Genomic DNA, 21,528 nt, shown 5'->3' on the forward strand with positions numbered 1-21,528 from the left:
TTTTTTCAATATGGACGAACGAAACGAATATTGGAAAACTATGTATGAGGAACTTGAATTACAAATGAAAGACATGATGTCCATGACATTGGAGCTCATAGAGGGCAATGGCACTGAAAAACAAAAAATAATTGAGAACGTTACAAAAGAAAATAATAGGCTGCGAGAAGAATTAGAAAAAAGTAAGATGGCCCAAAAAGAAAATATTATGCTTAACAAAGAAATACGGAGACTTAAGTTATTAGAACATAAATTCAACGTTACATATGCAGGGAAGTTCACGTTAAAATATCTTGCGCTTAAATCATCTATTAAAGAACAAATGAAAAAATAAAAATTCATATCAGATTTCAGTCATTGGAGTGATAACTTTGAACTCACATGAAATAGTTGAAAACAGAAAAATGAAGGTACTTCTATTTGGCTTTATCGACATGAATTCAATGGATGGATCTGCAGTATTTTTATCTTCCTTAGCATCGACCATTGCGTTAGATTCCAACATCGAAGTTGACTTACTTTTAGCTAGCCCGGTCAAACGTGATATCTTAATTCAGCCTCTTGAGAAATTTGATAATATAACGATTCTCAATCCTTTTGTTGATCCTTTTTTTAGTGCCACCGATGATGAATGGGTAAAAAAAGGTGTCATTGATTTTGATATAGCTGAAATGCTCATTTCTCATTATTGGAGTCAAAAGGGATATGATTGGCTATTTGTTAGAAGCATTGAGACTGTTGAAAAAATAGCAAAGCATAAGCATATCATAAAGAATACATTAGTTTATGCTACAGGATTGACTCACATAGGTCAGGATGTTAATGAAGAAAAATTTGAGAGCATCAAAAATATATATGATCGGTGTGCGTATTTCTTATGTCAAACAGAAGAGATGTGCGAATTTGTCATTGAGATACTTAATTTGAATAAAGAAAAAAACAAAGTTTCCCTGCTTACCCCGATGATACCGAACGTTGAATCAGCGGAAGGGCAGACCCGGTTAAAAAACAAACTTGTATATACAGGGAAATTCGACCCGGATTGGAAGACCATTCCCATCATTACTGCTTTTAAAGAATTAAAACGCGAGATTCCGAATCTATCACTTGATGTAGCGGGGGATAAATTCAAATGGGTTAAAGATGATTCTCAGTTTAAGGAAGAAGCGGCATACCTCCTTAAAAATACAGATGGGCTTACATGGTACGGGGCATTGACAAGGGAGAATGCGCAACAATTAATCGTGAACAGTGATATTGGGATAACCTGGAGAAGTGAGGAAATGGACAGCAGTCTGGAACTGTCTACAAAGCTATTGGAGTATGGGATTTTAAGGAAGGCTGTAATAATGAATCCAACCCAAATGCATATAAAGCTTTTTGGCGAAGATTACCCGTTATATGCTGTTACAGAGAAGGATTTCCGTGACGCTGTCAAATTAGCACTATGTAACAAGGATATATATGAGTTTGCGGCAAAACGGATGTATCAAGTTAGCAGGCAGTTTTTATTTTCGGAAGCAATAAAAAAACTGCAAGGACTATTATGGAGTAAGCGTATTACAGATTATGTAGATCAAAGCACAAATGTGTTTTATATTGATGAGGATGACTTTGATGAACTGAATAAGCATGCACCATCAAAAAAAGTGAAAAAATTGCCTGCAGAGTTTAATGTTGACGAAGTTTTCACTTATATTGTCAAAAACATACCTGAAGAAATAAAACGAGTCGAAAAACTGTTTAAACTGTCTGGGTATGGTCATATCACTTCAGCAGAAAAAGCTGGATGTTATACATTTCTCAACATCCATAAAAGTTATGGGAATTTTGAACGGAATTTCCAAAATAACATGCCGTATTTAAAAACTATAGGATTTGAAACCTATGGCAATCCTAAATTAAAACCAAAAGATGTGGAAATTTCAATGAAAGAACGGGCAATTGTTGATAAAGAAAAATATGATATGAAAGGGAAAAATAGAGAATTAGCTAAAGAAGTAAAGCAATTAAAAAAACTGAACACAGTTCAACTTAAACAAATTACTAAGCTAGAAAAACAAAACCTAGCACTTGGTCGTAAATATGATTCACTTTCGAAGTCGAAAATGGGTAAAATGACATTCAAGTATTGGGATTTAAGAAAAAGGCTTAACTTTTAAAAAGAAGGTAAAGGCTTTCCTGTAACAAAATAGTAGACAATGCAATGGAAGACACTTCTTAACTATATATTAGTCAAAGGAAAGCTCCTGAATGCTGCTCGCTTACAGGGGCCTTTGTCATTTATATCGAGTAAAGGACAGGGATTCTTACAAACTTTTTATGTCTGTTGTCGATTTCCACCGTATGTATAAAGCTACGTCAGTTTCCTATTCTATGAAAATTAAAACTTGGACGTAAGCTTAACAAAGAATCAAGGAATTACAAAAAAACTAACCTTTCAGCAATTATCCAAATAGACCGATTATCCTTCAGTGGTGTTATAATATTCTGAAAAAGGAGGAGAGATGATGGAGGAGGAGAATGTGCTAAAAGCGATTCAAGATGATTATCCAGATGCATTTGCATGGTGTTATGGATGTGGTCGCTTAAACAAAGATGGTCATCATTTTCGAACGGGTTGGCAAGGCGGGCAAACAAGGACAATTTATACACCACGTCCAGAGCATATCGCAATTCCAGGATTTGTTTATGGCGGCTTGATTGCATCTTTAATCGATTGTCATGGAACAGGTTCCGCTGCATTGGCTTTACACCGTAAAAATGGTCATGAAGTTGGAGATGGCGTGGAGCCTCCCAGGTTCGTGACTGCGTCACTGAAAGTGGAGTTCGTAAAGCCAACCCCAAATGATGTGCCATTAATAGCCGTTGGGACGATTCATGAAATTCATCCTAAGAAATGGAGAATCGAAACAGAGGTATTTGCCATCGATAAACTTTGCGCCAGTGGAGAGGTAATCGCTGTGGTGATGCCAAGTACTTTTACAAGCAAAGAGTGATCTTAATTAATGTAAACGCAAAAGTGGATTTTTTATATCAAAGGGCCGTCCAATTATTTGGACGGTTATTTAGTGTATCTGAGTATCCATTTCAAGCATGTTATCGCTATAAAGTTGCATGTAGCTGGAAATCACAAGCGAAATATCAAGATATTAATATACTTACATTATAAGCAAAGGGAGGTCGCAGAGATGAAAATAAACGTAGAGATAGATGAGGAGATCAAGGCGATAGAGGTGCTTATCCGCAATCATGAATGGAATGAGGAAGTGCAGGAACTGATGGAGCGTTTGAAAGAGAGGAAAAGACCGTATTTTGTTGGCAGGAAGGAAGAAATGCAGCATGTCTTCCGGACAGAAGAAATTATCTGTTTGTTTACAGAGCAAGATTCCATAATGGTGCGGACGAAACAGGGGACTTTCGAAATGAAAGAAAGATTATATGAACTGGAAAGGGACCTTCCTGGTAATCAATTCGTGCGATTGTCCAAGTCAGTGATTGCCAACTTAGATGAGTTAAGCAGATTCGAGGCATCTTTCAACGGAACCTTATGTGTGTATTTCCGATCAGGGGAAAAAGAATATGTTTCTCGGCACTATGTTCAAGGGATCAAGAAAGCATTTCAATGGAAAAGGAAGGGATTATGATGAAAACAATATTATTCCGTAGCTTTGTTGGGATTTGCTTTGGGGCACTCGTGATGGTTCTGACGTGTTTTGGAGTGATCGCTTTTGGGGAAGTCACTGCATTAGACAGTGGAATATTTGTAAAAAACGCGATAGGCTGCATATTATGTGGCTGGTTCTTCAGCACGGCAACAATCTTCTTTGAAAATGAAAAATGGAGTTTGTTATCTCAAACCATTCTGCACTTCCTTACTGTCAGTATTCTTTACTTCCTATTATCTTTCTTTGTTGGTTGGATTCCATTCAGCTTAAAAGGATTAGCTATAGGAATTGGGATTTTCATACCATTCTATTTGATCATTTGGACCGTATTCTATGTCTACTTCCGTTTCCAAATGAAAATATTGAATGATGGACTTGATAAAAGAAGGAGTTGAGAGTGGATTGACACAAGGGATTGATCAGTTAGAGCGGTGTGGGAGCTGAACAGCAAGAAAAAAATAAACCGACAGGAAAGACATTTTCATATACTCCGCCGGCTTCATGATACTTGTATCAACTGAGGTAGGTTCAATGGTAACAACTACTGCTTTTACAGTAAAAAGGGGAAGCTCTCTTTGAAGATAAAGCTGCAAGACGGTGATTTAACTTACCCTTGTGACCAAACAGGAACCCCAAAAAGAATAATGGGCCATGAAGATCCTACCAACTCAAATTAAAATCTTCTAGATTTCCCATGAAAGCCCTTATAAATGCTCGATCTATAGCAGGTCTTTTCATTTCATTTTTCCTGAGGTATTGCTCCATTTGCTTGACCCTCTTTGGATTTAAATAAAGAGACACGGCTCCCTGTTGTACGGGTGTCTCTTTATAATTTATCAATTTTGTATCATCAGCATTTCATCATAGATTAAGTTTTGTCTAAGCTCAGTTGCCGTTTGCATGGATATTTGCTCATCTTCAACCATTTGCTGAATGATATCACGTTCGATTTGCACCGCATTCAACTGTATATGACTCACCATCTCTTCAAAGCGATTTGCTTCTTTTTCACTTAATGTTCCGAATGGATTCAAATAACGATTATATCTTTGAATGACAAGCATGACTTCATGACGGTTTTCAGGTGTAGTTTGTTGTTTGATCAATGAAATGGCTTTCTTTGAAGCTTCCTTTTGTGCTTTACGGAACTCCCGGATCAGGTCCGCATTTTTAACGATGGATTCCTCTAATTTGGCTTCCCATTTCTTATCCCATTTGACATTGATCTTTTTCTTGAAAAGAATGGCCTGCAAATTGATCCAAGCCCTTTTCAGCGAAGATTTTTGCATATAATTTAAGGTTCTTGAAATATACACTTTATAAAGGTCAAAGGCTGTTTCAGATATAGTCTCTTTTTCGACTAATCCGGAAACGACCTCCAATTCCTTATTGGCCCCTAGCTCCACTAAATCGAGTATTGTCCGATTATCCGGTCTATTCGTTATTCCCCGTTCCAAATCTATCAGTTGTTCATTTATATCTTCCATTACTTGATGGACAGCTTTCTGATTATCCATGGTTGCTTCTTTGTTCAGCTGATTGATCGTTTTATTTAAAACAATTTTATAAGCCTCCTCAGTGGTTAGGCGTTCATCTTTGAATTCAATCGGTGTCTTGACCAGTAATGGCAAGAGAACCGTAGCCAATATGACGCTTAACAATATAACGCAAGCTGCGATAAACAAGACTGTATTACGCATCGGGAATAAAGTGTCATCCGGCATAAAATACGGTATGGATAAAGCGGTAGCTAATGTAATGGTTCCATGAATGCCGCAAACGGATGTCAAAAATGCAAATCGTGATCTTGAAACATTCTCCTCATCGGTGTCTTTGCTATCTTCTGGATGAACCCTCGATATAATGAATTGCTCTAATGGATTCACTCTGTTTTTCGTAAAAGTATCATGCAGAAGGTAGACCCAAATAAAACGGATCACCAATAATAAAAGAACAATCAAAACACTTATCCCAAATAGATTACCCCTATTTAAGTTGGACTCAATTTCTTGATAAACACTCGGCAACATAAATCCTAACAAAGCAAATACAAGTCCATTCAAAACAAAACCTAATACAGACCAAGTATTGGTTGATACAATTTGCAATTTAGTTGTGGAACTCTGAAGTCGATCCCGCTCGATGCCATGAATTACACCTGCAGCAACCACTGCCAAGATTCCGGATACATGGAATTCTTCAGCTACCATATATATGGCAAAAGGCGTAATTAGTTCAATAACAATAGACATGGAGATTTCTTCAAGTCCATGAACCCGTAAAAATAATCGTAATTTAACGATTAAATAGCCCAATAGGATACCTATAAAGATACCGCCTATAGCTACAAATATAAAATTAAGCGAAGCATCTTTTATAGAAAATGTTCCAGTTAAGGCAGCAGCCAGGGCCACTTTAAATGCAACGATTCCAGCAGCATCATTGAAAAGTGATTCACCTTCAAGGATGGGCATCATATTTCCTGGCAATTTCAATCCTTTTGTAATCGATTGTACCGCTACGGCATCCGTAGGGGTAATTGTAGCTGCTAAAGCAAAAGCAACAGCCATCGGCATATCAGGTATTAACCAGTGAATGAAAAAACCTCCTGCAAAAACGGTCACAAATACTAACCCAAAGGCCAATAACAGAATAGGCTTACGCAATTCAAGCATTTCTTTACGGGACGTATTTTTTCCTTCTGTAAAGAGCAGCGGAGCAATGACACAGATCATAAATAATTCTGAATGAAAATCAAACGATAAGTGAAATGGTAATAATGAAAGTACTGCTCCCATGGATATCTGATATATCGGAAGTGGAATACGAGGCCATATGGCATTTAATATGGTAGCAATTATTGTGGACACCAATAATCCGAGCAATGTGATTAAGAATGACATAGAATCTCCCTTATCTTCTAATGTTTTATTCTGATTGCCCATGAAACTTATAAAAAAACAGAGGTATTTTAAAGCGAATATCCACCCTTGAAAAAATAACCTCCATTTTATGCTCTGCGTATCTTGTTAAAAAACAATACTTAGCCAAAACAGCATTTTCGGTCCTATAATAGCCTCGGTTTTTGATATACCCCTTAGTTATTAATTACAAACAGGATATCACAAGAGTTTACGGTTTATTCAAAATCATCTTATAACATAGCTTTTCAATTTTGTGAAATGAAAATTAGTTCAGGCTGAGCTCAGGATTTTCTGTATAAAATACCCTTAATGAAGAAACATAGAAAAATGGAGTAAGAGCGACCTGCAAAAAAATGGGGGTAACCAGCTTGATTCGTAATGTGGGTAGATTGTTAAGGAAAACGAAAGAAAAAAAACCCAGTGTACAAAATAATTACCAAGATTCTAAGCCTACAGATGCACTTGATGCGAATTTCAGTCAAAATGTAGAAACACTTCGTTCTGTTTATGATAATTGCTCGGATGTCATGTTCCGTTCGTTCTTACTTTTCGGAAAGACGAGAGCCATGCTTATTTACATTGCGGGACTCTCAGACATCGAGGCGATAGAGCAATATGTGCTATCTCCACTCATGCAAGAGTCATCAAAAGAACCACAACCATTAAATGAGTTCATTGAACATAAAATGCCCGTTCCTAAAGTGGTGAAAGTGAATATGTTGGCGGATTGCATTGAATCGATTTCCTCTGGAAACCCGATCCTTCTATATGAAGGGGAAAGCGATGGCTTTTCTTTAGGATTGTCCAAATGGGAAAAGCGGGCGATTGAAGAACCTGTGGCAGAGGGGGGAGTTAGGGGGTCACGAGAGGGATTTATTGAATCTCTAGAGGTAAATACATCCCAATTGCGACGTATTATTAAAAGTCCTGCACTTAAAATAAAATCGATGAAGATCGGAACTTATACCAGGACGAATGTTTCGATTGCTTATATTGATGGAATTGTGGATAAAACACTGATTGAAGAGATTACAACTCGGTTGGAACGAATTAAAATAGACGGTATTTTAGAAAGCGAGTACATCGAGGAAATGATTGAGGACAATCCGTATTCACCTTTCCCTCAAATCATGTCGACAGAACGGCCGGATGTAGCCTGTTCTAGCTTGCTGGAGGGACGGGCTGTCATTCTTGTAGAAGGAACCCCTTTTACTTTAATTGCACCAATATCCTTCTTTTCTTTGATTCAATCACAAGAGGATTATGCTCAACGTTTTATGGCAGGCACTTTTATCCGTTGGTTACGTTATATTTTTATGGGATTATCTCTTTTGCTTCCGTCCCTATATGTTGCTATTTTGACGTTCCATCATGAGGCGGTCCCAACCGCACTCCTGCTAAGCAGCGCGGCATCCCGGGAATCGGTCCCTTTTCCTGCAATAGTAGAGGCATTGGCTATGGAAATTACCTTTGAAGCACTAAGAGAGGCAGGGGTTCGATTGCCGAAGCAGGTAGGTTCTGCTGTCAGCATTGTTGGAGCACTAGTGATTGGTCAAGCTTCCGTACAAGCGGGGTTGGTTTCAGCGCCAATGGTCATTGTGGTTGCGATTACGGGAATCGCTTCTTTTATGATGCCTCGTTATATTGCCGGAATTGCTTTCCGGATGCTGCGTTTTCCAATGATGCTGCTTGCCGGTACATTAGGACTGCTTGGTATCATGATGGGGATCATTGCCATAGTCATTCACTTATGCAGCTTGCGTTCCTTCGGTGTTCCCTACTTAACGCCACTGGCACCGTTAAAAGGCCAAGAGCTAAAAGATGTGCTGTGGAGAGCTCCTTGGTGGAGGATGACTACACGCCCGCGCCTCACAGGGGATTCTAATGTATACCGTCAACCCCCGGGGCAGGGGCCAAATCCAAAAAGGGGAAGTGAAACGGAGTGAATAATGGTTGGAGGCGAACAAAGATATTGGAGAAAGTAAAGAGGCGTCTTTTCATGAAAAGCGTCCTTCTTTTGCTCGGTATTTGTGGAACAACCCCTTTTCTAAGCGGTTGTTGGGATCGAGTGGAAATCACTGATTTGGCGATTGTCACAGCAGCCGCCATCGATAAGAAGGATAATGATCACATCGAACTATCCGTCCAAGTTTTTATTCCAAGTTCAATAAGTAGTGGAGGCGGCGGACAAGGAGGAGGGAGCAGTCAAGGAGGGGGTCCTGTTACGACATTGGTGAGATATGAAAAAGGCTCCAATATTTCAGATGCATTGTCCAAGCTTCAAAGCAAGCTTCCGCGAAAAGTATTTTGGGGACATTGTAAAATATTTGTATTCGGTGAAAAGTTAGCGAAGGAAGGAATTCAAGAGCAGCTGGATTTTTTGCTGCGCCATCCGCAGCCAAGAGAGAAAGCAAATATGTATGTCAGCAAAGGGAAAGCAAAGCCTATCCTTGAATCTTTGCCACCACTGGAAAACTATTCAGGGGAAGTGCTTAGAGAACTATCTGATTTACATATTGGGATGCTGGTCACAATGCAGGATTTAGATGAAATGTTAACGGGTATACCTCAAGCGGCCGCACTTCCATTCGTTAAAATCTTACCACCAGCGAAAGGGCAAACGAAATTACAGGGAATTCCTTACATTGTCGGGACAGCCGTGTTCAAAAAAGATAAAATGACTGGGATGATGACGGAAAAAGAAACAAGAGGGCTATTGTGGTTAAGGGATGAAGTGGAATCATACACCGTGACCATAAAACCCAAAGGGGTGAAAGGGAAGATATCTTTAAGTCCAGTATCAGCCAAAGTCAAGATCATTCCGCAAATTATCAATGGGAAATGGAAATTATTGGTGAGGGTGAATACAGATGGATCTGTAATACAAAATGGAACGAATTTAAACCTTTCAAATCCTAAGTCTCTAAAAGCTGCAGAACGAGCCTATCAAAAAGATATAGAAAAACGCATCGAAATGGCTTTTCTGAATACTCAGGATAAGAAAGCGGACATTTTAGGGTTAGGTAAAGATTTCTATCGGAAATATCCTAAACAGTTTAATAAGGTCGATGACCACTGGGATGAGATATTCGCGGAAATGGAAGTGGAAGTCGATGTTGCGGCCCATATTCGAAGACAGGGCTATATAAACAGACCGGCGGGTTTGTCTGAGAAAGAGGTGAAGGACAAGTGAGATGGGGGGCTTTTTTATGTACAACCCTGATCGTAGCTCTAATCATTTTGTTTGAATGGCCGAAAATGAAACAAAACCCTAAAAAAGATAAAATGGCATTTCTTACACTGCTCCTCACTGGCCTGGTTCTGTCCATGTTCAATCTCCCGCAGATGTCAGGGCCCACTCAATGGATCGAAGCTTTTTTCAGGCCATTTGGAGAGTTTATGGAAAAGTGAGTCCATTAGTGGGTGTTACGGGATTAAATTCATCCTATTAAAGAAAGGAGGAAGCAGATGGAGAAAGGGAAAATTTCATCATTACAGATGGCATTCATGATGTATCCGACGATTGTGGCAACGGCTATTATCGGGGTTCCCGGCATCACAGCGAAATATGCCAAAACCGATTTATGGCTGTCCCCCATTTTTGCTGCGCTCATAGGGTATCTGACGGTGTATATCGCTTATAAACTGCACCAACTTTATCCAAAACAAACGGTGATCCAATTCACTGAAAAGATCATTGGTCGGATTCCGGGGAAAATTTTCGGTTTTTTACTCTTGTTTTTTTATATCCAGAACACGGGGCTAATCCTTAGGGGCTACGCAGAATTTATTGTCGGCTCTTTTCTGGTACGTACCCCGATTAGTGTGATCATGGCATCGATGGTTCTTCTGTGTGCGTTCATCGTACGCGGGGGAATAGAAGTGTTGGGGCGAGCTGCTGAATTATTTGTACCTGTTTTCATTTTTCCAATCTTTATCTTAATCCTCTTGCTGATTCCTGATCTTGAATTCAAGAATATATTCCCGGTATTGGCGGATGGTATAATGCCCCCAATCAAGGGTGCGATTGTACCGGGGGGATGGTTCAGCGAGTTTTTCCTGATCATTTTCCTTCTTCCTTTTTTGGCGGATATGGAAAAAGGGATGAAGTCCGGTATGAAGTCTGTGTTTGCCGTGATGATGACGTTAATTGTGGTGAATCTTACGGTTCTTTTTGTACTTGGGTCAGCAACATCCACAAAGCTTTACCCCTTGATGAATGCATCTCGATACATCAGTTTGGCCGACTTTTTTGAACATGTAGAATCCGCCGCCATGGCGGTATGGATAGTGGGGGCGTTTGTGAAAATTTCCGTTTTTTATTATGCATCTGCTTTAGGTACAGCACAGTGGCTGAATCTCTCTGACTATCGTCCTGTTGTATGGCCGATAGGGATTTTGATTGTCATATTCAGTTTGTGGTCGTTGCCTAGCTCTGTGGATGTCAGTCGTAATGATATCAACGTCTTCCCTTTACAAAGTATTTTGATGCAAACGATTATCCCTCTGTTATTGTTGGTGATTGCTGTTGTAAGGAAAAGAAATCGTAAAGGAACCGAAACCAGCTGACTGGGCATTTTTTATGCTAAATATCCTATCGATAAGGTGCTATCTATGTTTGTACTCGCGCAGATGGCAGGACCAACTGAATGGATTGAAACTCTTTTTAGCCGTTTGAAGAGTTTATGAAAAAGTAAATCTATCAGAGGGTTGCGTAATTTCAAATTTACATACTATCACAGAAAGGAGGAAGCATATGGAGAAAGGTAAAATTTCATCTCTACAGATGGCATTCATGATGTATCCGACGATTGTGGCAACGGCCATTCTCGGTGTTCCAAGCATCACAGCCAAATATGCCAAAACTGATTTATGGCTGTCCCCCATTTTGGCGTCTCTCATCGGGTTTGCGACGGTGTATATCGCTTATAAACTGCACAAACTTTATCCGAAACAAACGGTTATCCAATTCAGTGAACAGATCATTGGTCGGATTCCAGGGAAAATTCTCGGTTTTTTATTCTTGTTTTTTTATATCCCGATCACAGGGCAAATCCTAAGAAGTTACGGAGAATTTATTGTCGACTCTTTTCTGGTCAAAACCCCGATTAGCGTGATCATGGCATCGATGGTACTTCTCTGTGCCATTATCGTACGCGGAGGGATAGAGGTGTTGGGGAGAGCTGCCCAATTGTTTGTTCCTGTTTTTATCTTTCCAATCCTCCTTTTAATTTTCTTACTGGTCCCTGATCTTGAATTTAAGAATATATTCCCGATATTGGGGAATGGAATTATGCCACCAATCAAGGGTTCGATTGTACCGGGTGGATGGTTCAGCGAGTTTTTTCTGATAATTTTTCTCCTCCCTTTTTTAACCGATATGAAAAAAGGGATGAAATCCGGGATGATGTCTGTGTTTGCCGTGATGATGACGTTAGTTGTGGTGAATCTTCTGGTTCTTTTTGTACTCGGGTCAACAACCGCCACAAAGAATTATCCCCTGATGAATGTATCTCGGTACATCAGTTTGGCCGACTTTTTTGAACATTTGGAGTCCGCCATCATGGCCGTATGGATAGTAGGTGCGTTTGTCAAAATTTCTGTGTTTTATTATGCGGCTGCTTTAGGTACCGCGCAGTGGCTGAACCTCTCCGACTATCGTCCTGTTGTATGGCCGATAGGGATTTTGATTGTAGAATTCAGCTTTTGGTCGTATCCTAGCTCTATGGATGTCAATCGATTTGATATCATCGCCTTTCCTTTTTATGGAGTTTTGATGCAAACGATTATTCCGCTTTTATTATTGGTGATAGCCGTTATTAAAAGAAATAGAAAGAGAAAGAGAGAGGGAAGCAATTCAAGTTAGCCTTTTCTGTCACGTGGTTTAAGAGACTTGAAAAGAGTATGGGCATGAAAGTAGGCAAAAGGAGTTCTGCCTTAATGTTAAAACAAAGTTGATTGGAACGGAAGGTACGAGACTCCAGCGGAAAGCGAGTGCCTGAAGTGAACGCAATGTTCAATTTAAACACACCTCAATAAACTGTAGAAAAATTCAATTATTATCGAGTTTATCTACAGTCTGAAACCATTCCGTTTTCGAATGGTTTTTTTTGTTGAGAAAAAAAGAGAGAAGCTTAAGATCATCAGATGTATTTTGCATCAGGTTAAAAATAATTAACAATTTTTTTCAAACCGTTTTGAAGTTTGTCCCGTTATCTATAGTACAAAGGCTTTTTAGAAGGGAGAGAAGAAAGACTTGAAAAAGGTCATTTTTGTTGGGTGGATATCATTGATGGCAGTCTTGTTAGGATTTTCACCGGAAATGGGCTCGAAACGGGGGCAAGCTGTCAATGATGTCGTAAAAGTATATGGACCAGGTGGGCCTTTTGGACCTATCAAGGAAGTGGCGGAACAATTTACCAAAGAAACGGGAATAAAAGTTGAAGTAACAGCGGGACCCGAAGCAAAATGGATTGATCAAGCGAAAAAGGATGCGGATATCATTTACGGAGGGTCCGAGTATATGCTAACAGAATTTATGCATGATCATCCGGAGGTCCTTGATGAAAAAAAACGTACAGAATTGTATGCACGGTCAGCTGGAATTCTGGTTAGAAAAGGAAACCCAAAGAATATACAGTCATTGGAGGATTTAACGAAGAAGGGCGTAAAGATTGTAGATGTTAATGGAGCCGGGCAACTGGGGCTATGGGAAGATTTGGCTGGAAGAAAAGGATTGATTCCTGGAATTCGCAGGAATATTGACATTTCAGTGAAATCCAGTGCAGAAGCTATCGATCTATGGAAGGCGAATTCTAAATTAGACGCCTGGATTACATATGAATCCTGGCATTACCGTCTGGCGGATGTGACGGACCTGGTTCAGCTCCCTGAGGAAGATAAGCTCTATAGAGGAACCCCGGTAAGTATAACAAGTAAGAGTGAAAACAAGAAAAAGGCAAAACAGTTCATTGATTATCTTAAAACGGAAGAATCCCATCAAGTATTTCAAAAATGGGGATGGAAGTAAATTGACGAGGAGTGAGAGTATATGAAAAAGCGGATGGTATTTTCAGTTTTTATGATGATCCTAGTTTTGGCAGCATGTGGAAATGAAGCTAATGATTCACCCCAAAATGATCAAGTGGTTAGTGGTACTGCCGATGAAAAAGCAGTAACCCTAAAATTATTGGAAAGTGAAATAACAGGCGAATACCTGGCTGATTCCAAGGGAATGACACTTTACTTTTTCAAGAATGATAAATCAGGAAAAAGCAATTGCATGGGTGATTGTCTGAAAAAATGGCCGCCGTTCATGGAAAGGGATTTTGCTGTCCCTAAAGGATTTGAGGAAAAAGACTTTGGAACCATTAAAAGGGAAGATACAGGGGAAGAGCAGGTAACGTACAAAGGATTTCCACTCTACCATTTTGTGAATGATAAGGCAGCGGGAGATGTCAATGGCGAAGGTGTAAAAAATGTTTGGTATATTGTAAATAACAAGACAATTTTTCCAAAATGAGAAAAAAAGGGAACGATCACTGATGGTCGTTCCTGTTACACGTTTTATCCAAATTTACTGGTGAGGAGTTGCAGGTGCGATTGAAAGAAAAACTTGATAAGGAATTGATGGCATTAGTAGTGAAAAAGCATCGTCCTGCTCTGGAAGAACTTTATGATCGGCATATTAAATTAATCTATGGTTTTATTTTTAAGTTCACAAATGGAAATGCTGAAAAAACTAAAGAGATTGTGCAGTTGGTCTTTTTAAAGCTCTGGACCACAAAAAGCAGTTACAATTCCGAAAAGGGGCACTTTGTAAGCTGGCTTTTGACCGTTACACGAAATGTGTGTGTAGATTATGTCCGTAAAGACAGCGTTCATATCCGGAATAACAAACACATGGACATGAGTCATCCAATTGACATAGAAGATCCTAATAATGATATAGAAAATGGGCTATTACACAGTGAAATTGCCAATGCAAAAAGTAAGTTAAGCAAGCCGCAAAAAAGACTGATTGATTTACTGTATTGGAAAGGGTACTCGTTAACGGAAATTGCTAAAATTGAAAATGAACCGATTGGTACCATCAAGAGCAGACTTCATCAGTCGCTTAAATTGTTGAAAAAGTATTTGGAAGTAGGTGGTTTGTAAATGAATACAGAGTGCGCTAACCTGCTTTCATTTTTATCGGGTGAACTGGGAGAAAAAGAAAAAAAAGCATTCGCGGAACACTTAATTCAATGCTCTGAATGCACTAGGGAGTATGAACAAATGACGGAAGCCTGGAATTCATTGAAATGGGATTTCGAAGAAATGGAACCTTCTTCTTCCCTGAAATCAGAGGTTATGAATTTTGTCTTTGAGACGGATGATGAAGTTCCGGTGAGAAGGGAAAGGAATTGGAGTAGTTTTTTCTTTAAGCAGTTTACACCAGTAACTTCAGGTCTCTTGCTGGCCGCTCTGGTTTTGGCGTCTGTGCTGTTATATTCCAATATTCAACTGAAAAAAGAACTTGCAGCTATCAATCTGCCAATGGAGGTTAAGACGGCTCTATCTCTGCAGCCTGCCGATAAGACGGCTGTAAATATGAATACGGACGGGGCTGCATACATTTTGCAGCAAGGTGAAGAAAGAAGGTTAATCGTTCAGATTCAGAATTTGCCTAGCCTTCAAGAGTCCGAGGTGTATCAAGTGTGGTTGCTGAAAGATGGAAAACGGACAAATGCAGGAACTTTCAAGCCTGATGAAGCCGGCACGGGATCATTGACATACAAACTGTCCATTAATGATAAATTCAATCAAATTGGAATCACAAGAGAACCAGATTCAAATAGTACAAAGCCGAGAGGCGAAAAAATAGTAGGATCTTCATAAAAATAAGAGACTTGCCCGCAAAGGGGGAGTCTCTTATTTTCTGTTCGTACCTGAATTTAATAGCTAAGTGAATTAAACAAGAAGAAGTCGTGATTTACAATGGAAGCTCATATGAATTGGAATTTAAGTGTTTACCATTCACTATCGATCACTAGCAACGGATAACCAGCATGATTCGGTTGGGGGCAAATGTACTTGTTTAAGGTCAGACAAAAATTGTCATTTTCATGGTGACTATTTATTCATTAAGTCCTCACAGTACTCCCGGATCAATGCCGAGGCTTTCGTTTGGCTGATAGAAAGGTCCTTCGCGACTTTCCTTGATGATTTGTATGTTTGGTATGATTTCCTGATCAATATCCGTTTCGTTTCATCAAGTGCTTATCGAGAGTAGTCGGGAGATCAATCTGTGTTACCTGTTCAACGTTCTCGGTTATCATTTCAGGCAAGTCGGACATTAGGATAACGGAGTCACTTATTAAGACCAACCTTTCAATCAAGTTTTCGAGCTGGCGTACATTGCCTGGCCATGAATAATGAATTAATAGGTTCAAGCATTCTTCCGAAATGACTTTATTTTCATGATATCTTTCATTGAACTTATTTAAAAAATTGTACGTAAGGGGAATGATATCTTCTTTACGTTCTCGTAATGGAGGCAATTGAATATCAATCACATTTAAACGGTAAAATAAATCTTCACGGAATCTTTTATCGTTGACCATTTCTATTAAGTTCTGGTTTGTGGCAGCGACGATGCGGATGTCGACTTTTTTCGTTTCATTGCTGCCAACGGGTATGAATTGTTTGTCCTGGATTACTTGGAGAAGCTTTGCCTGCAGAGCTAGCGGTATTTCCCCAATTTCATCAAGAAATATAGTGCCTCCGTCTGCAGATTCTATCAAACCGCGTTTTCCAGTTTTGTTTGCACCGGTAAAAGCACCCTTTGTATAGCCGAATAGTTCAGATTCGAGCAGCTCTTCTGGAATGGCTGCACAGTTGATCGTCAGGAAAGGTTTGCTTTTCCGCGTACTGATCCGGTGGATGAAATGGGCGAGCACTCCTTTTCCCGTTCCAGATTCCCCCTGGATCAAAATCGTGGAATCAGTCGGCGCCACCTTTTCACAAAAAGTGAGGATGCGGTTGATTTTACCGCTGTTAGTAATGAATCTCCCCGTTTCATCTTCGTCATGAGTCACTTTTGACTCACTACTTGCTTCATTTGCTTTTAACATTGTATACGTTTGTGTTTCTGTGGATGTAGTATTCGGCTTTTCTATGTTTTGGTATAGTAGTAATACAGATGATGTTCATTATGATTATGGAGGCAGCGATGAAATACGAGATTATCTTATTTGATGTTGATGATACATTGCTAGACTTTGGAATATCGGAAAAAAAGGCACTGCATGAAGCTTTTTTAGAGTTCGGTTTGCCTAGAGGGGCGGAGGATTATGCGGGATGCTATCAAGAAATCAGTGAGGTTTTATGGAGAGATTTGGAACAGGGGCTTATTGATTTAACAAATCTGGGGGTGGAAAGGTTCAAGCGATTGTTCCTGAAGCATGGGCTTGATATCGATGCGGATGCTTTCAGCCGTGCTTACTTAGAACATTTGGGAAAGGAAATACATCTTGTGCCGGGGGCTTTAGAGGTTTGCGGGAAGCTTGGAGGATGCCGGCTGGCCATTATAACAAATGGCTTCACGAAAGTGCAGACAGCAAGAATCGGCGGTTCACCCCTTTGTAATACTTTTGAAACTTTGATAGTTTCACAAGAGGCTGGGTTTCAGAAGCCTGATAGAGAGATTTTTGATTATGCATTTTCCAAGTTGAAAATTACAGATAAATCGAAAGCGTTGATAGTGGGTGACTCCTTGACATCAGATATACAGGGCGGCTTGAATTATGGAATGGATACATGCTGGTACAATCCCCATCAAAAGGATAATAATCTGGGAATCAAGCCCACCTATGAAATCCGGACGCTGACTGATCTTTTGGAGATTGTAGGAAGTAAGGAAGTTTAGAGAGGTATATGCGTTCTAAAAAACAGAGGCCGATTGTCCAAGTGATAGGACGCGCAGCCTCTGTTTTTTCTTATGCCAGGGATTTTAGAATCAGTTCAAATCCAGCTCATGTGGTTTAAGCGTTTGATCCTTTTCGATCCTTCTGCTGAAATGCGGTGATAATATACAAAGCGCCAGGGAAATTGCGAGACCTGCCATCATGAATCCGCCAAATACCAAAGGGGATGGGCCATATGATTCAGCCATGGTTGTCCAGATGAGCGGACCGAAACCTGCAATGGCTGCCGCGACCTGATAACCCACGGATAATCCAGTATAACGGACCTTGGCAGGAAAGAGCTCCGAGAATAATGTCCCTTGTGTAGAAAAAATGGCTCCCCAGATGACGCCGAGTACAACTGCCTGCATAAAGTAGAACCAGCCGACCCCACGCCCAATCATTGTGAAATATGGGATGGCCAAGACGAAAAGGAGAATCAGGCCCCCAAAATAGATGATTTTTCGATCGATAAAATCAGAAATGTAACCAATGACAGGAATGGTAATTAGCATTGTAGCACAGCCGATCGTTAACCCGGTAAGGGCTGACTCTTGGGAATAACCAAAATACAGTGTAGTAAAGACGAGAACATAGGACATGATGAATACATTGAAGAACCCGTCCCCAATTTTTAGTCCGATCACTTGCAGCACACTTCTCCAATCGTGTTTCAACGTTTCAATAATGGGAACTTTCGCAAGATCACCGCTATCTTTCTGCTGTTGGAATTCCGGCGTTTCTTCAATGCCACTCCTTACCCAGATTGCCAATCCGATCAGTACACCGCTTAAAAGGAATGGAATCCGCCAACCCCAAGATAAAAATTGGGCATCGGTTGTCAAGGAACTGATAAGGGTTAGGCTGAACGAACCGGCTACCAAACCGATGGGGACCCCTAGTTGGGGAATGGATCCATATAACCCACGGACACCCTTTGGAGCAGATTCCGTTGCCAATAGGATGGCTCCGCCCCATTCACCTCCCAAGGAAATTCCTTGAATCAACCTCAGCACCACCAAGATGGCGGGGGCGGCCAACCCAACCTGGGCATAAGTGGGCAGAACACCGATAAGCATTGAACTCCCTCCCATACCAATAAGGGTGAACATGAGTGCTGCCTTCCGTCCGATGCGATCACCCATATGACCGAATAGGATGCTTCCGATTGGACGGGCTGCGTAACCAGCCCCGAAAGTGACAAAGGCGAGAAGAAGTGAAATCGCAGGATCATGATTGGGAAAGAATAGAGTTGTAAAAACTAGGCCTGTTGCTGTACCGTATAAATAAAAATCATACCACTCAATAACGGAACCAGCTAAACTAGCGAAAAGAACTCGACTTTTTTTCATGGGAAATGCTCCTTTAATGCATAGTTTTTCATCAAAATTGTTTTCAAAAATAAATAAAGCCGAAATGAACAAAAATGATGGTGAAGGAATATAAGTAAATAACTGGATTATTTAGATTATTTTAGAGGGGATTATCCATATCGGTCAATATATTTCTGACTTTTCTGAAAAAAATGAAGCGAATAACTTAGCTCTCATCACCTGTATTGGAATATAATTAATTCTAAAGTAATGGAAATAAACGATTCGACCATCTCGGATAAAATGACTTAAGCGAAATGAAATGGAAAAGTTTTAGCTATTTTTCATGTATAGAAGAGTGGCAAAGTGGAAATCATGTGGATAAGGAAATGAAAAAGAGGAAAGGATAAGTTTTAATAAATAATAATAATCTCCAAGTTATTTAGTATAATAGAAAAAAGGTTAAGGAGTTGGTTTCGTATGGAGAAGCAATTGCCAGGAACATCGCTTGAACCTGAAGAGATGGCTGAAATGGTTTTAAAAAAGGCCCTTAGTGATTACCGGAAAGCACAAATCGAAAAAGAAATCGATGACTCATTAAAGAATCGGGATAAGGAAGAGTTCCTACGTTTAACTGAAATATTGAAGGGCATTTCCTGAAATTTTATACACGGTGAACAAGACAAGTAGTTATGATATAGAAAGTACACCTAAAAGCCAGCACAGCTTGATAATATAAATATCATGAAGACGAAACTTTATTTATCTGGAACATTCTAAGTAAATAGCAATCTATAGAATTATAATATTTTACATTGTAAGCGCTTTCTTGTATAATCAAATAAAGAAAACGATGGAGAGAAGATATGTAAGTAAGCTAATGGCGGGATTCACAGGTATTAGTGGCTGAAAAGTTTATGCATCGGGATAAAAACTAAAAGGGGGAATAGATATGAAAAAGAATGGAGTGTCATTAGTTGAATTTGTTCAGGAGGATCGATTCGAACTCAGCTCCTACATTACTTCTTTATTTAACAAACTGAATGACTATGTTCCCAAAAGTCTTAAAGATAAAAAGTGAATGACAAAAAATTGGATCAGGAAGATCTGCATAACTTCCTGATCCATTTTTTATTTTGTTTTGGATTTAGAGTTTTAAGACAGTGTCCCTAAGCCAGAACCTCAATAATTGACAATGAGAATCGTTATCGACTAAGATGATTCATTATAAGTATATCGATTGGAGTTGTTCCTATTGTTCGTTCAAATGAGAAAAACGGTGGTTAAAGAAGGTAATGCAGAACAAGTAGTAAAACGGTTCAGTGGAGAAGGGATCATAGAAAAGCAGGAAGGGTTCATCGATTTAAGTGTTATGGTGAAAAAAGTGCGACGCGGGGATGAAGAGGTCATCGTTATGATCAATTGGGAGTCGGAGGCGCATTGGAAGCAGTGGGAAAAGAGTGAAGCCCATATCGCAGGCCATAAAGCAAACCTTGGGAAACCAAAGCCTGAATATATCGTCAGTTCGGAAGGATCATTATATGAAGTGGAAGCTATTAAAAAGGCAGTGAAATAACAGACTATAAGCTAGCCTGTTTTAATTTCCGTACAATGGATTAGATATTTCTTGAGTTACTGGGTGAAATATCCCATTTCTCAACTATCGAGGCGCATAAGGATGCGGAATGGTTACCGTTCACATACAATAGCTTACCTTCACTAAAATTCAGGCTCCCATTAAGGGTGCCTCTTTTTGTTGATGTCGGGATAGGGTATGTAATTCCTATTCTGTTGATATAGTAAAATATCTTTTATTTTCTTTAAAATGGAGACATTTATGGAAATGTGAAGTAATGGGGAGCAGGAAGGTCGTCTAAAAAGTTTATATATATGAAATAATTGGGCTGTTGTTCTAAGAATAGCTGGAATTCCTATGTTAAAAGTCAATTGAGTTTAGAAATATTAATATACCAAAATACCATTAACGATATCTATAAAGTAGTGGTTAATTTAAAGAGAACCCAGATCGATCTTAGCTGGGATTTCAATTACGACGAAGAGCTATTCTCCTTGGAAATGCTTTTAACTAAATATATTTGATGTATTCCTTTTCCCGCTTAATGTCGTTCTCCGTATCTCCCAATATAACCTGATAGCCCTGAAGCAGTGTTTGTTTTTAATGATGAAATGGCGCTGGGATCTGTAAAGGCGATCCAGGATCTTGGCTTGAGCGTTCCCGGGGATATTGCTGTCGCAGGTTTTGATAATTTGAAAATTGCATCGATTTTTAATCCTCATATAACGACCATTGACCAGCCTAAGTACGAAATAGGGAAAAAGGCAACGAACTTATTGCTGACCTTAATGAAAGGCGGAACCATTGAAAAGAAAAAATTCGTTCTGGAAGATGAGTTGATCATCCGCGAATCTTGCGGTTCCAAATTGGAAAAAAGCTTGAATGCATAAAAATGTTTGGCAAGATTGCTATGTTAGTAAATGAATGGCTTCCTTTTATGGGAGCCTTTTTGCATGTCGACTAAGATGTGAAAAAACCACATTTTTTGGGGGGCAAACATACCAGGGATTTTTCTAATTTCATGTTTGCTTCTAATAGGGATGGGAGCTGTTTTAGGTACCAACGTTCCGCCTCCGAGTAACCAAAATTCAGGGTCATTCA

23 protein-coding genes are annotated in these 21,528 nt (G+C 39.6%); 19 read left to right on the plus strand and 4 right to left on the minus strand.

The genetic code is table 11. The features are described 5' to 3' along the window. Positions 1-10 precede the first annotated feature (10 nt). The 5 genes from Q8G36_RS16615 (at position 11) to Q8G36_RS16635 (ending at position 4,063) form a co-directional block, all read left to right on the plus strand. Positions 11-334, plus strand: coding sequence for a hypothetical protein (locus Q8G36_RS16615; RefSeq protein WP_305160951.1), 324 nt, complete (start codon positions 11-13; stop codon positions 332-334). Positions 335-371: 37 nt separating this feature from the next. After that, the gene (locus Q8G36_RS16620; protein ID WP_305160950.1) at positions 372-2,162 is read left to right on the plus strand and encodes a hypothetical protein; all 1,791 of its coding nucleotides are present in this window, start codon (positions 372-374) and stop codon (positions 2,160-2,162) included. Positions 2,163-2,510: 348 nt separating this feature from the next. Further along, positions 2,511-2,999 (plus strand): PaaI family thioesterase, encoded by a 489-nt coding sequence (locus tag Q8G36_RS16625; protein WP_305160949.1) that lies wholly within the window; start codon positions 2,511-2,513, stop codon positions 2,997-2,999. Positions 3,000-3,191: 192 nt separating this feature from the next. Then, positions 3,192-3,647 (plus strand): LytTR family DNA-binding domain-containing protein, encoded by a 456-nt coding sequence (locus Q8G36_RS16630; RefSeq protein WP_305160948.1) that lies wholly within the window; start codon positions 3,192-3,194, stop codon positions 3,645-3,647. After that, positions 3,647-4,063, plus strand: a complete 417-nt coding sequence (locus tag Q8G36_RS16635; protein WP_305160947.1) for a DUF3021 domain-containing protein — start codon at positions 3,647-3,649, stop codon at positions 4,061-4,063. Before Q8G36_RS16630 ends, Q8G36_RS16635 begins: the two co-directional genes overlap by 1 nt. A gap of 441 nt (positions 4,064-4,504) precedes the next feature. On the opposite strand, the gene Q8G36_RS16640 is transcribed toward Q8G36_RS16635, so the two are convergent. Next, the gene (locus Q8G36_RS16640; RefSeq protein ID WP_305160946.1) at positions 4,505-6,571 is read right to left on the minus strand and encodes a Na+/H+ antiporter; all 2,067 of its coding nucleotides are present in this window, start codon (positions 6,569-6,571) and stop codon (positions 4,505-4,507) included. 374 nt (positions 6,572-6,945) lie between these two features. Here Q8G36_RS16640 and Q8G36_RS16645 point away from each other — a divergent pair, with 374 nt between their 5' ends. From Q8G36_RS16645 to Q8G36_RS16685, 9 genes are all read left to right on the plus strand, one after another. After that, positions 6,946-8,538, plus strand: coding sequence for a spore germination protein (locus Q8G36_RS16645; protein WP_370694066.1), 1,593 nt, complete (start codon positions 6,946-6,948; stop codon positions 8,536-8,538). Positions 8,539-8,591: 53 nt separating this feature from the next. Continuing rightward, the gene (locus tag Q8G36_RS16650) at positions 8,592-9,785 is read left to right on the plus strand and encodes a Ger(x)C family spore germination protein (protein ID WP_305160944.1); all 1,194 of its coding nucleotides are present in this window, start codon (positions 8,592-8,594) and stop codon (positions 9,783-9,785) included. Then, positions 9,782-10,003 (plus strand): hypothetical protein, encoded by a 222-nt coding sequence (locus tag Q8G36_RS16655; protein WP_305160943.1) that lies wholly within the window; start codon positions 9,782-9,784, stop codon positions 10,001-10,003. The genes Q8G36_RS16650 and Q8G36_RS16655 overlap by 4 nt, the downstream gene beginning before the upstream one ends. A 57-nt stretch (positions 10,004-10,060) precedes the next feature. Continuing rightward, positions 10,061-11,161, plus strand: coding sequence for a GerAB/ArcD/ProY family transporter (locus Q8G36_RS16660; RefSeq protein WP_305160942.1), 1,101 nt, complete (start codon positions 10,061-10,063; stop codon positions 11,159-11,161). Between the two features lie 187 nt (positions 11,162-11,348). After that, entirely contained in the window at positions 11,349-12,458 is a 1,110-nt protein-coding gene (locus tag Q8G36_RS16665) for a GerAB/ArcD/ProY family transporter (protein ID WP_305160941.1), read from the plus strand. A 426-nt stretch (positions 12,459-12,884) separates the two neighbouring features. Continuing rightward, positions 12,885-13,622 (plus strand): extracellular solute-binding protein, encoded by a 738-nt coding sequence (locus tag Q8G36_RS16670; RefSeq protein WP_370694070.1) that lies wholly within the window; start codon positions 12,885-12,887, stop codon positions 13,620-13,622. A gap of 21 nt (positions 13,623-13,643) precedes the next feature. Continuing rightward, complete coding sequence (locus tag Q8G36_RS16675; RefSeq protein WP_305160939.1) at positions 13,644-14,114, plus strand: COG4315 family predicted lipoprotein; 471 nt, start codon at positions 13,644-13,646, stop codon at positions 14,112-14,114. Positions 14,115-14,194: 80 nt separating this feature from the next. Continuing rightward, positions 14,195-14,749 carry an RNA polymerase sigma factor gene (locus tag Q8G36_RS16680; RefSeq protein WP_305160938.1) on the plus strand — a complete coding sequence of 185 codons (555 nt, stop codon included), beginning with the start codon at positions 14,195-14,197 and terminating at the stop codon, positions 14,747-14,749. Continuing rightward, positions 14,750-15,472, plus strand: a complete 723-nt coding sequence (locus Q8G36_RS16685) for an anti-sigma factor (RefSeq protein WP_305160937.1) — start codon at positions 14,750-14,752, stop codon at positions 15,470-15,472. Between the two features lie 234 nt (positions 15,473-15,706). Here the strand turns inward: Q8G36_RS16685 and Q8G36_RS29315 are convergent, their stop codons facing one another. Together Q8G36_RS29315 and Q8G36_RS16690 are read right to left on the minus strand one after the other, a co-directional pair. Next, positions 15,707-15,829: a hypothetical protein gene (locus Q8G36_RS29315; protein ID WP_340874585.1), complete on the minus strand. Its 123-nt coding sequence runs from the start codon at positions 15,827-15,829 to the stop codon at positions 15,707-15,709. Next, a complete protein-coding gene (locus Q8G36_RS16690; protein WP_370694065.1) occupies positions 15,826-16,707 on the minus strand; it encodes a sigma-54 interaction domain-containing protein in 882 nt (293 codons plus the stop codon). Before Q8G36_RS16690 ends, Q8G36_RS29315 begins: the two co-directional genes overlap by 4 nt. Before the next feature lie 98 nt (positions 16,708-16,805). On the opposite strand from Q8G36_RS16690, the gene Q8G36_RS16695 reads away from it, so the two are divergent. After that, the gene (locus Q8G36_RS16695) at positions 16,806-17,501 is read left to right on the plus strand and encodes a YjjG family noncanonical pyrimidine nucleotidase (protein WP_305160936.1); all 696 of its coding nucleotides are present in this window, start codon (positions 16,806-16,808) and stop codon (positions 17,499-17,501) included. A gap of 90 nt (positions 17,502-17,591) precedes the next feature. On the opposite strand, the gene Q8G36_RS16700 is transcribed toward Q8G36_RS16695, so the two are convergent. Then, complete coding sequence (locus Q8G36_RS16700) at positions 17,592-18,890, minus strand: MFS transporter (RefSeq protein ID WP_305160935.1); 1,299 nt, start codon at positions 18,888-18,890, stop codon at positions 17,592-17,594. Positions 18,891-19,331: 441 nt separating this feature from the next. On the opposite strand from Q8G36_RS16700, the gene Q8G36_RS16705 reads away from it, so the two are divergent. The 4 genes from Q8G36_RS16705 to Q8G36_RS16720 all read left to right on the plus strand — a co-directional run bounded on the left by Q8G36_RS16705 (position 19,332) and on the right by Q8G36_RS16720 (position 21,317). Continuing rightward, positions 19,332-19,511, plus strand: coding sequence for an IDEAL domain-containing protein (locus Q8G36_RS16705; RefSeq protein WP_063235405.1), 180 nt, complete (start codon positions 19,332-19,334; stop codon positions 19,509-19,511). Between the two features lie 292 nt (positions 19,512-19,803). Next, positions 19,804-19,932, plus strand: coding sequence for a hypothetical protein (locus Q8G36_RS16710; protein WP_305160934.1), 129 nt, complete (start codon positions 19,804-19,806; stop codon positions 19,930-19,932). A 174-nt stretch (positions 19,933-20,106) separates the two neighbouring features. Then, on the plus strand, positions 20,107-20,427 hold the full coding sequence (locus Q8G36_RS16715) for an antibiotic biosynthesis monooxygenase (RefSeq protein WP_305160933.1): 321 nt from the start codon (positions 20,107-20,109) through the stop codon (positions 20,425-20,427). 590 nt (positions 20,428-21,017) lie between these two features. Continuing rightward, complete coding sequence (locus Q8G36_RS16720; protein ID WP_305160932.1) at positions 21,018-21,317, plus strand: substrate-binding domain-containing protein; 300 nt, start codon at positions 21,018-21,020, stop codon at positions 21,315-21,317. Positions 21,318-21,528 lie beyond the last annotated feature (211 nt).

The sequence above is a fragment of the Peribacillus frigoritolerans genome, from assembly GCF_030676415.1.
GTDB lineage: Bacteria > Bacillota > Bacilli > Bacillales > DSM-1321 > Peribacillus > Peribacillus frigoritolerans_A.

Excerpts from the sequence above, each read along its gene's own strand:
- Q8G36_RS16615 (WP_305160951.1), top strand. The coding sequence starts at position 11 with ATGGACGAACGAAACGAATATTGGAAAACTATGTATGAGGAACTTGAA.
- Q8G36_RS16625 (WP_305160949.1), top strand. The coding sequence starts at position 2,511 with ATGGAGGAGGAGAATGTGCTAAAAGCGATTCAAGATGATTATCCAGAT.
- Q8G36_RS16630 (WP_305160948.1), top strand. The coding sequence starts at position 3,192 with ATGAAAATAAACGTAGAGATAGATGAGGAGATCAAGGCGATAGAGGTG.
- Q8G36_RS16635 (WP_305160947.1), top strand. The coding sequence starts at position 3,647 with ATGAAAACAATATTATTCCGTAGCTTTGTTGGGATTTGCTTTGGGGCA.
- Q8G36_RS16640 (WP_305160946.1), bottom strand. The coding sequence starts at position 6,571 with ATGTCATTCTTAATCACATTGCTCGGATTATTGGTGTCCACAATAATT.
- Q8G36_RS16645 (WP_370694066.1), top strand. The coding sequence starts at position 6,946 with ATGGGGGTAACCAGCTTGATTCGTAATGTGGGTAGATTGTTAAGGAAA.
- Q8G36_RS16650 (WP_305160944.1), top strand. The coding sequence starts at position 8,592 with ATGAAAAGCGTCCTTCTTTTGCTCGGTATTTGTGGAACAACCCCTTTT.
- Q8G36_RS16660 (WP_305160942.1), top strand. The coding sequence starts at position 10,061 with ATGGAGAAAGGGAAAATTTCATCATTACAGATGGCATTCATGATGTAT.
- Q8G36_RS16665 (WP_305160941.1), top strand. The coding sequence starts at position 11,349 with ATGGAGAAAGGTAAAATTTCATCTCTACAGATGGCATTCATGATGTAT.
- Q8G36_RS16670 (WP_370694070.1), top strand. The coding sequence starts at position 12,885 with ATGGCAGTCTTGTTAGGATTTTCACCGGAAATGGGCTCGAAACGGGGG.
- Q8G36_RS16675 (WP_305160939.1), top strand. The coding sequence starts at position 13,644 with ATGAAAAAGCGGATGGTATTTTCAGTTTTTATGATGATCCTAGTTTTG.
- Q8G36_RS16685 (WP_305160937.1), top strand. The coding sequence starts at position 14,750 with ATGAATACAGAGTGCGCTAACCTGCTTTCATTTTTATCGGGTGAACTG.
- Q8G36_RS16690 (WP_370694065.1), bottom strand. The coding sequence starts at position 16,707 with ATGTTAAAAGCAAATGAAGCAAGTAGTGAGTCAAAAGTGACTCATGAC.
- Q8G36_RS16695 (WP_305160936.1), top strand. The coding sequence starts at position 16,806 with ATGAAATACGAGATTATCTTATTTGATGTTGATGATACATTGCTAGAC.
- Q8G36_RS16700 (WP_305160935.1), bottom strand. The coding sequence starts at position 18,890 with ATGAAAAAAAGTCGAGTTCTTTTCGCTAGTTTAGCTGGTTCCGTTATT.
- Q8G36_RS16705 (WP_063235405.1), top strand. The coding sequence starts at position 19,332 with ATGGAGAAGCAATTGCCAGGAACATCGCTTGAACCTGAAGAGATGGCT.
- Q8G36_RS16710 (WP_305160934.1), top strand. The coding sequence starts at position 19,804 with ATGAAAAAGAATGGAGTGTCATTAGTTGAATTTGTTCAGGAGGATCGA.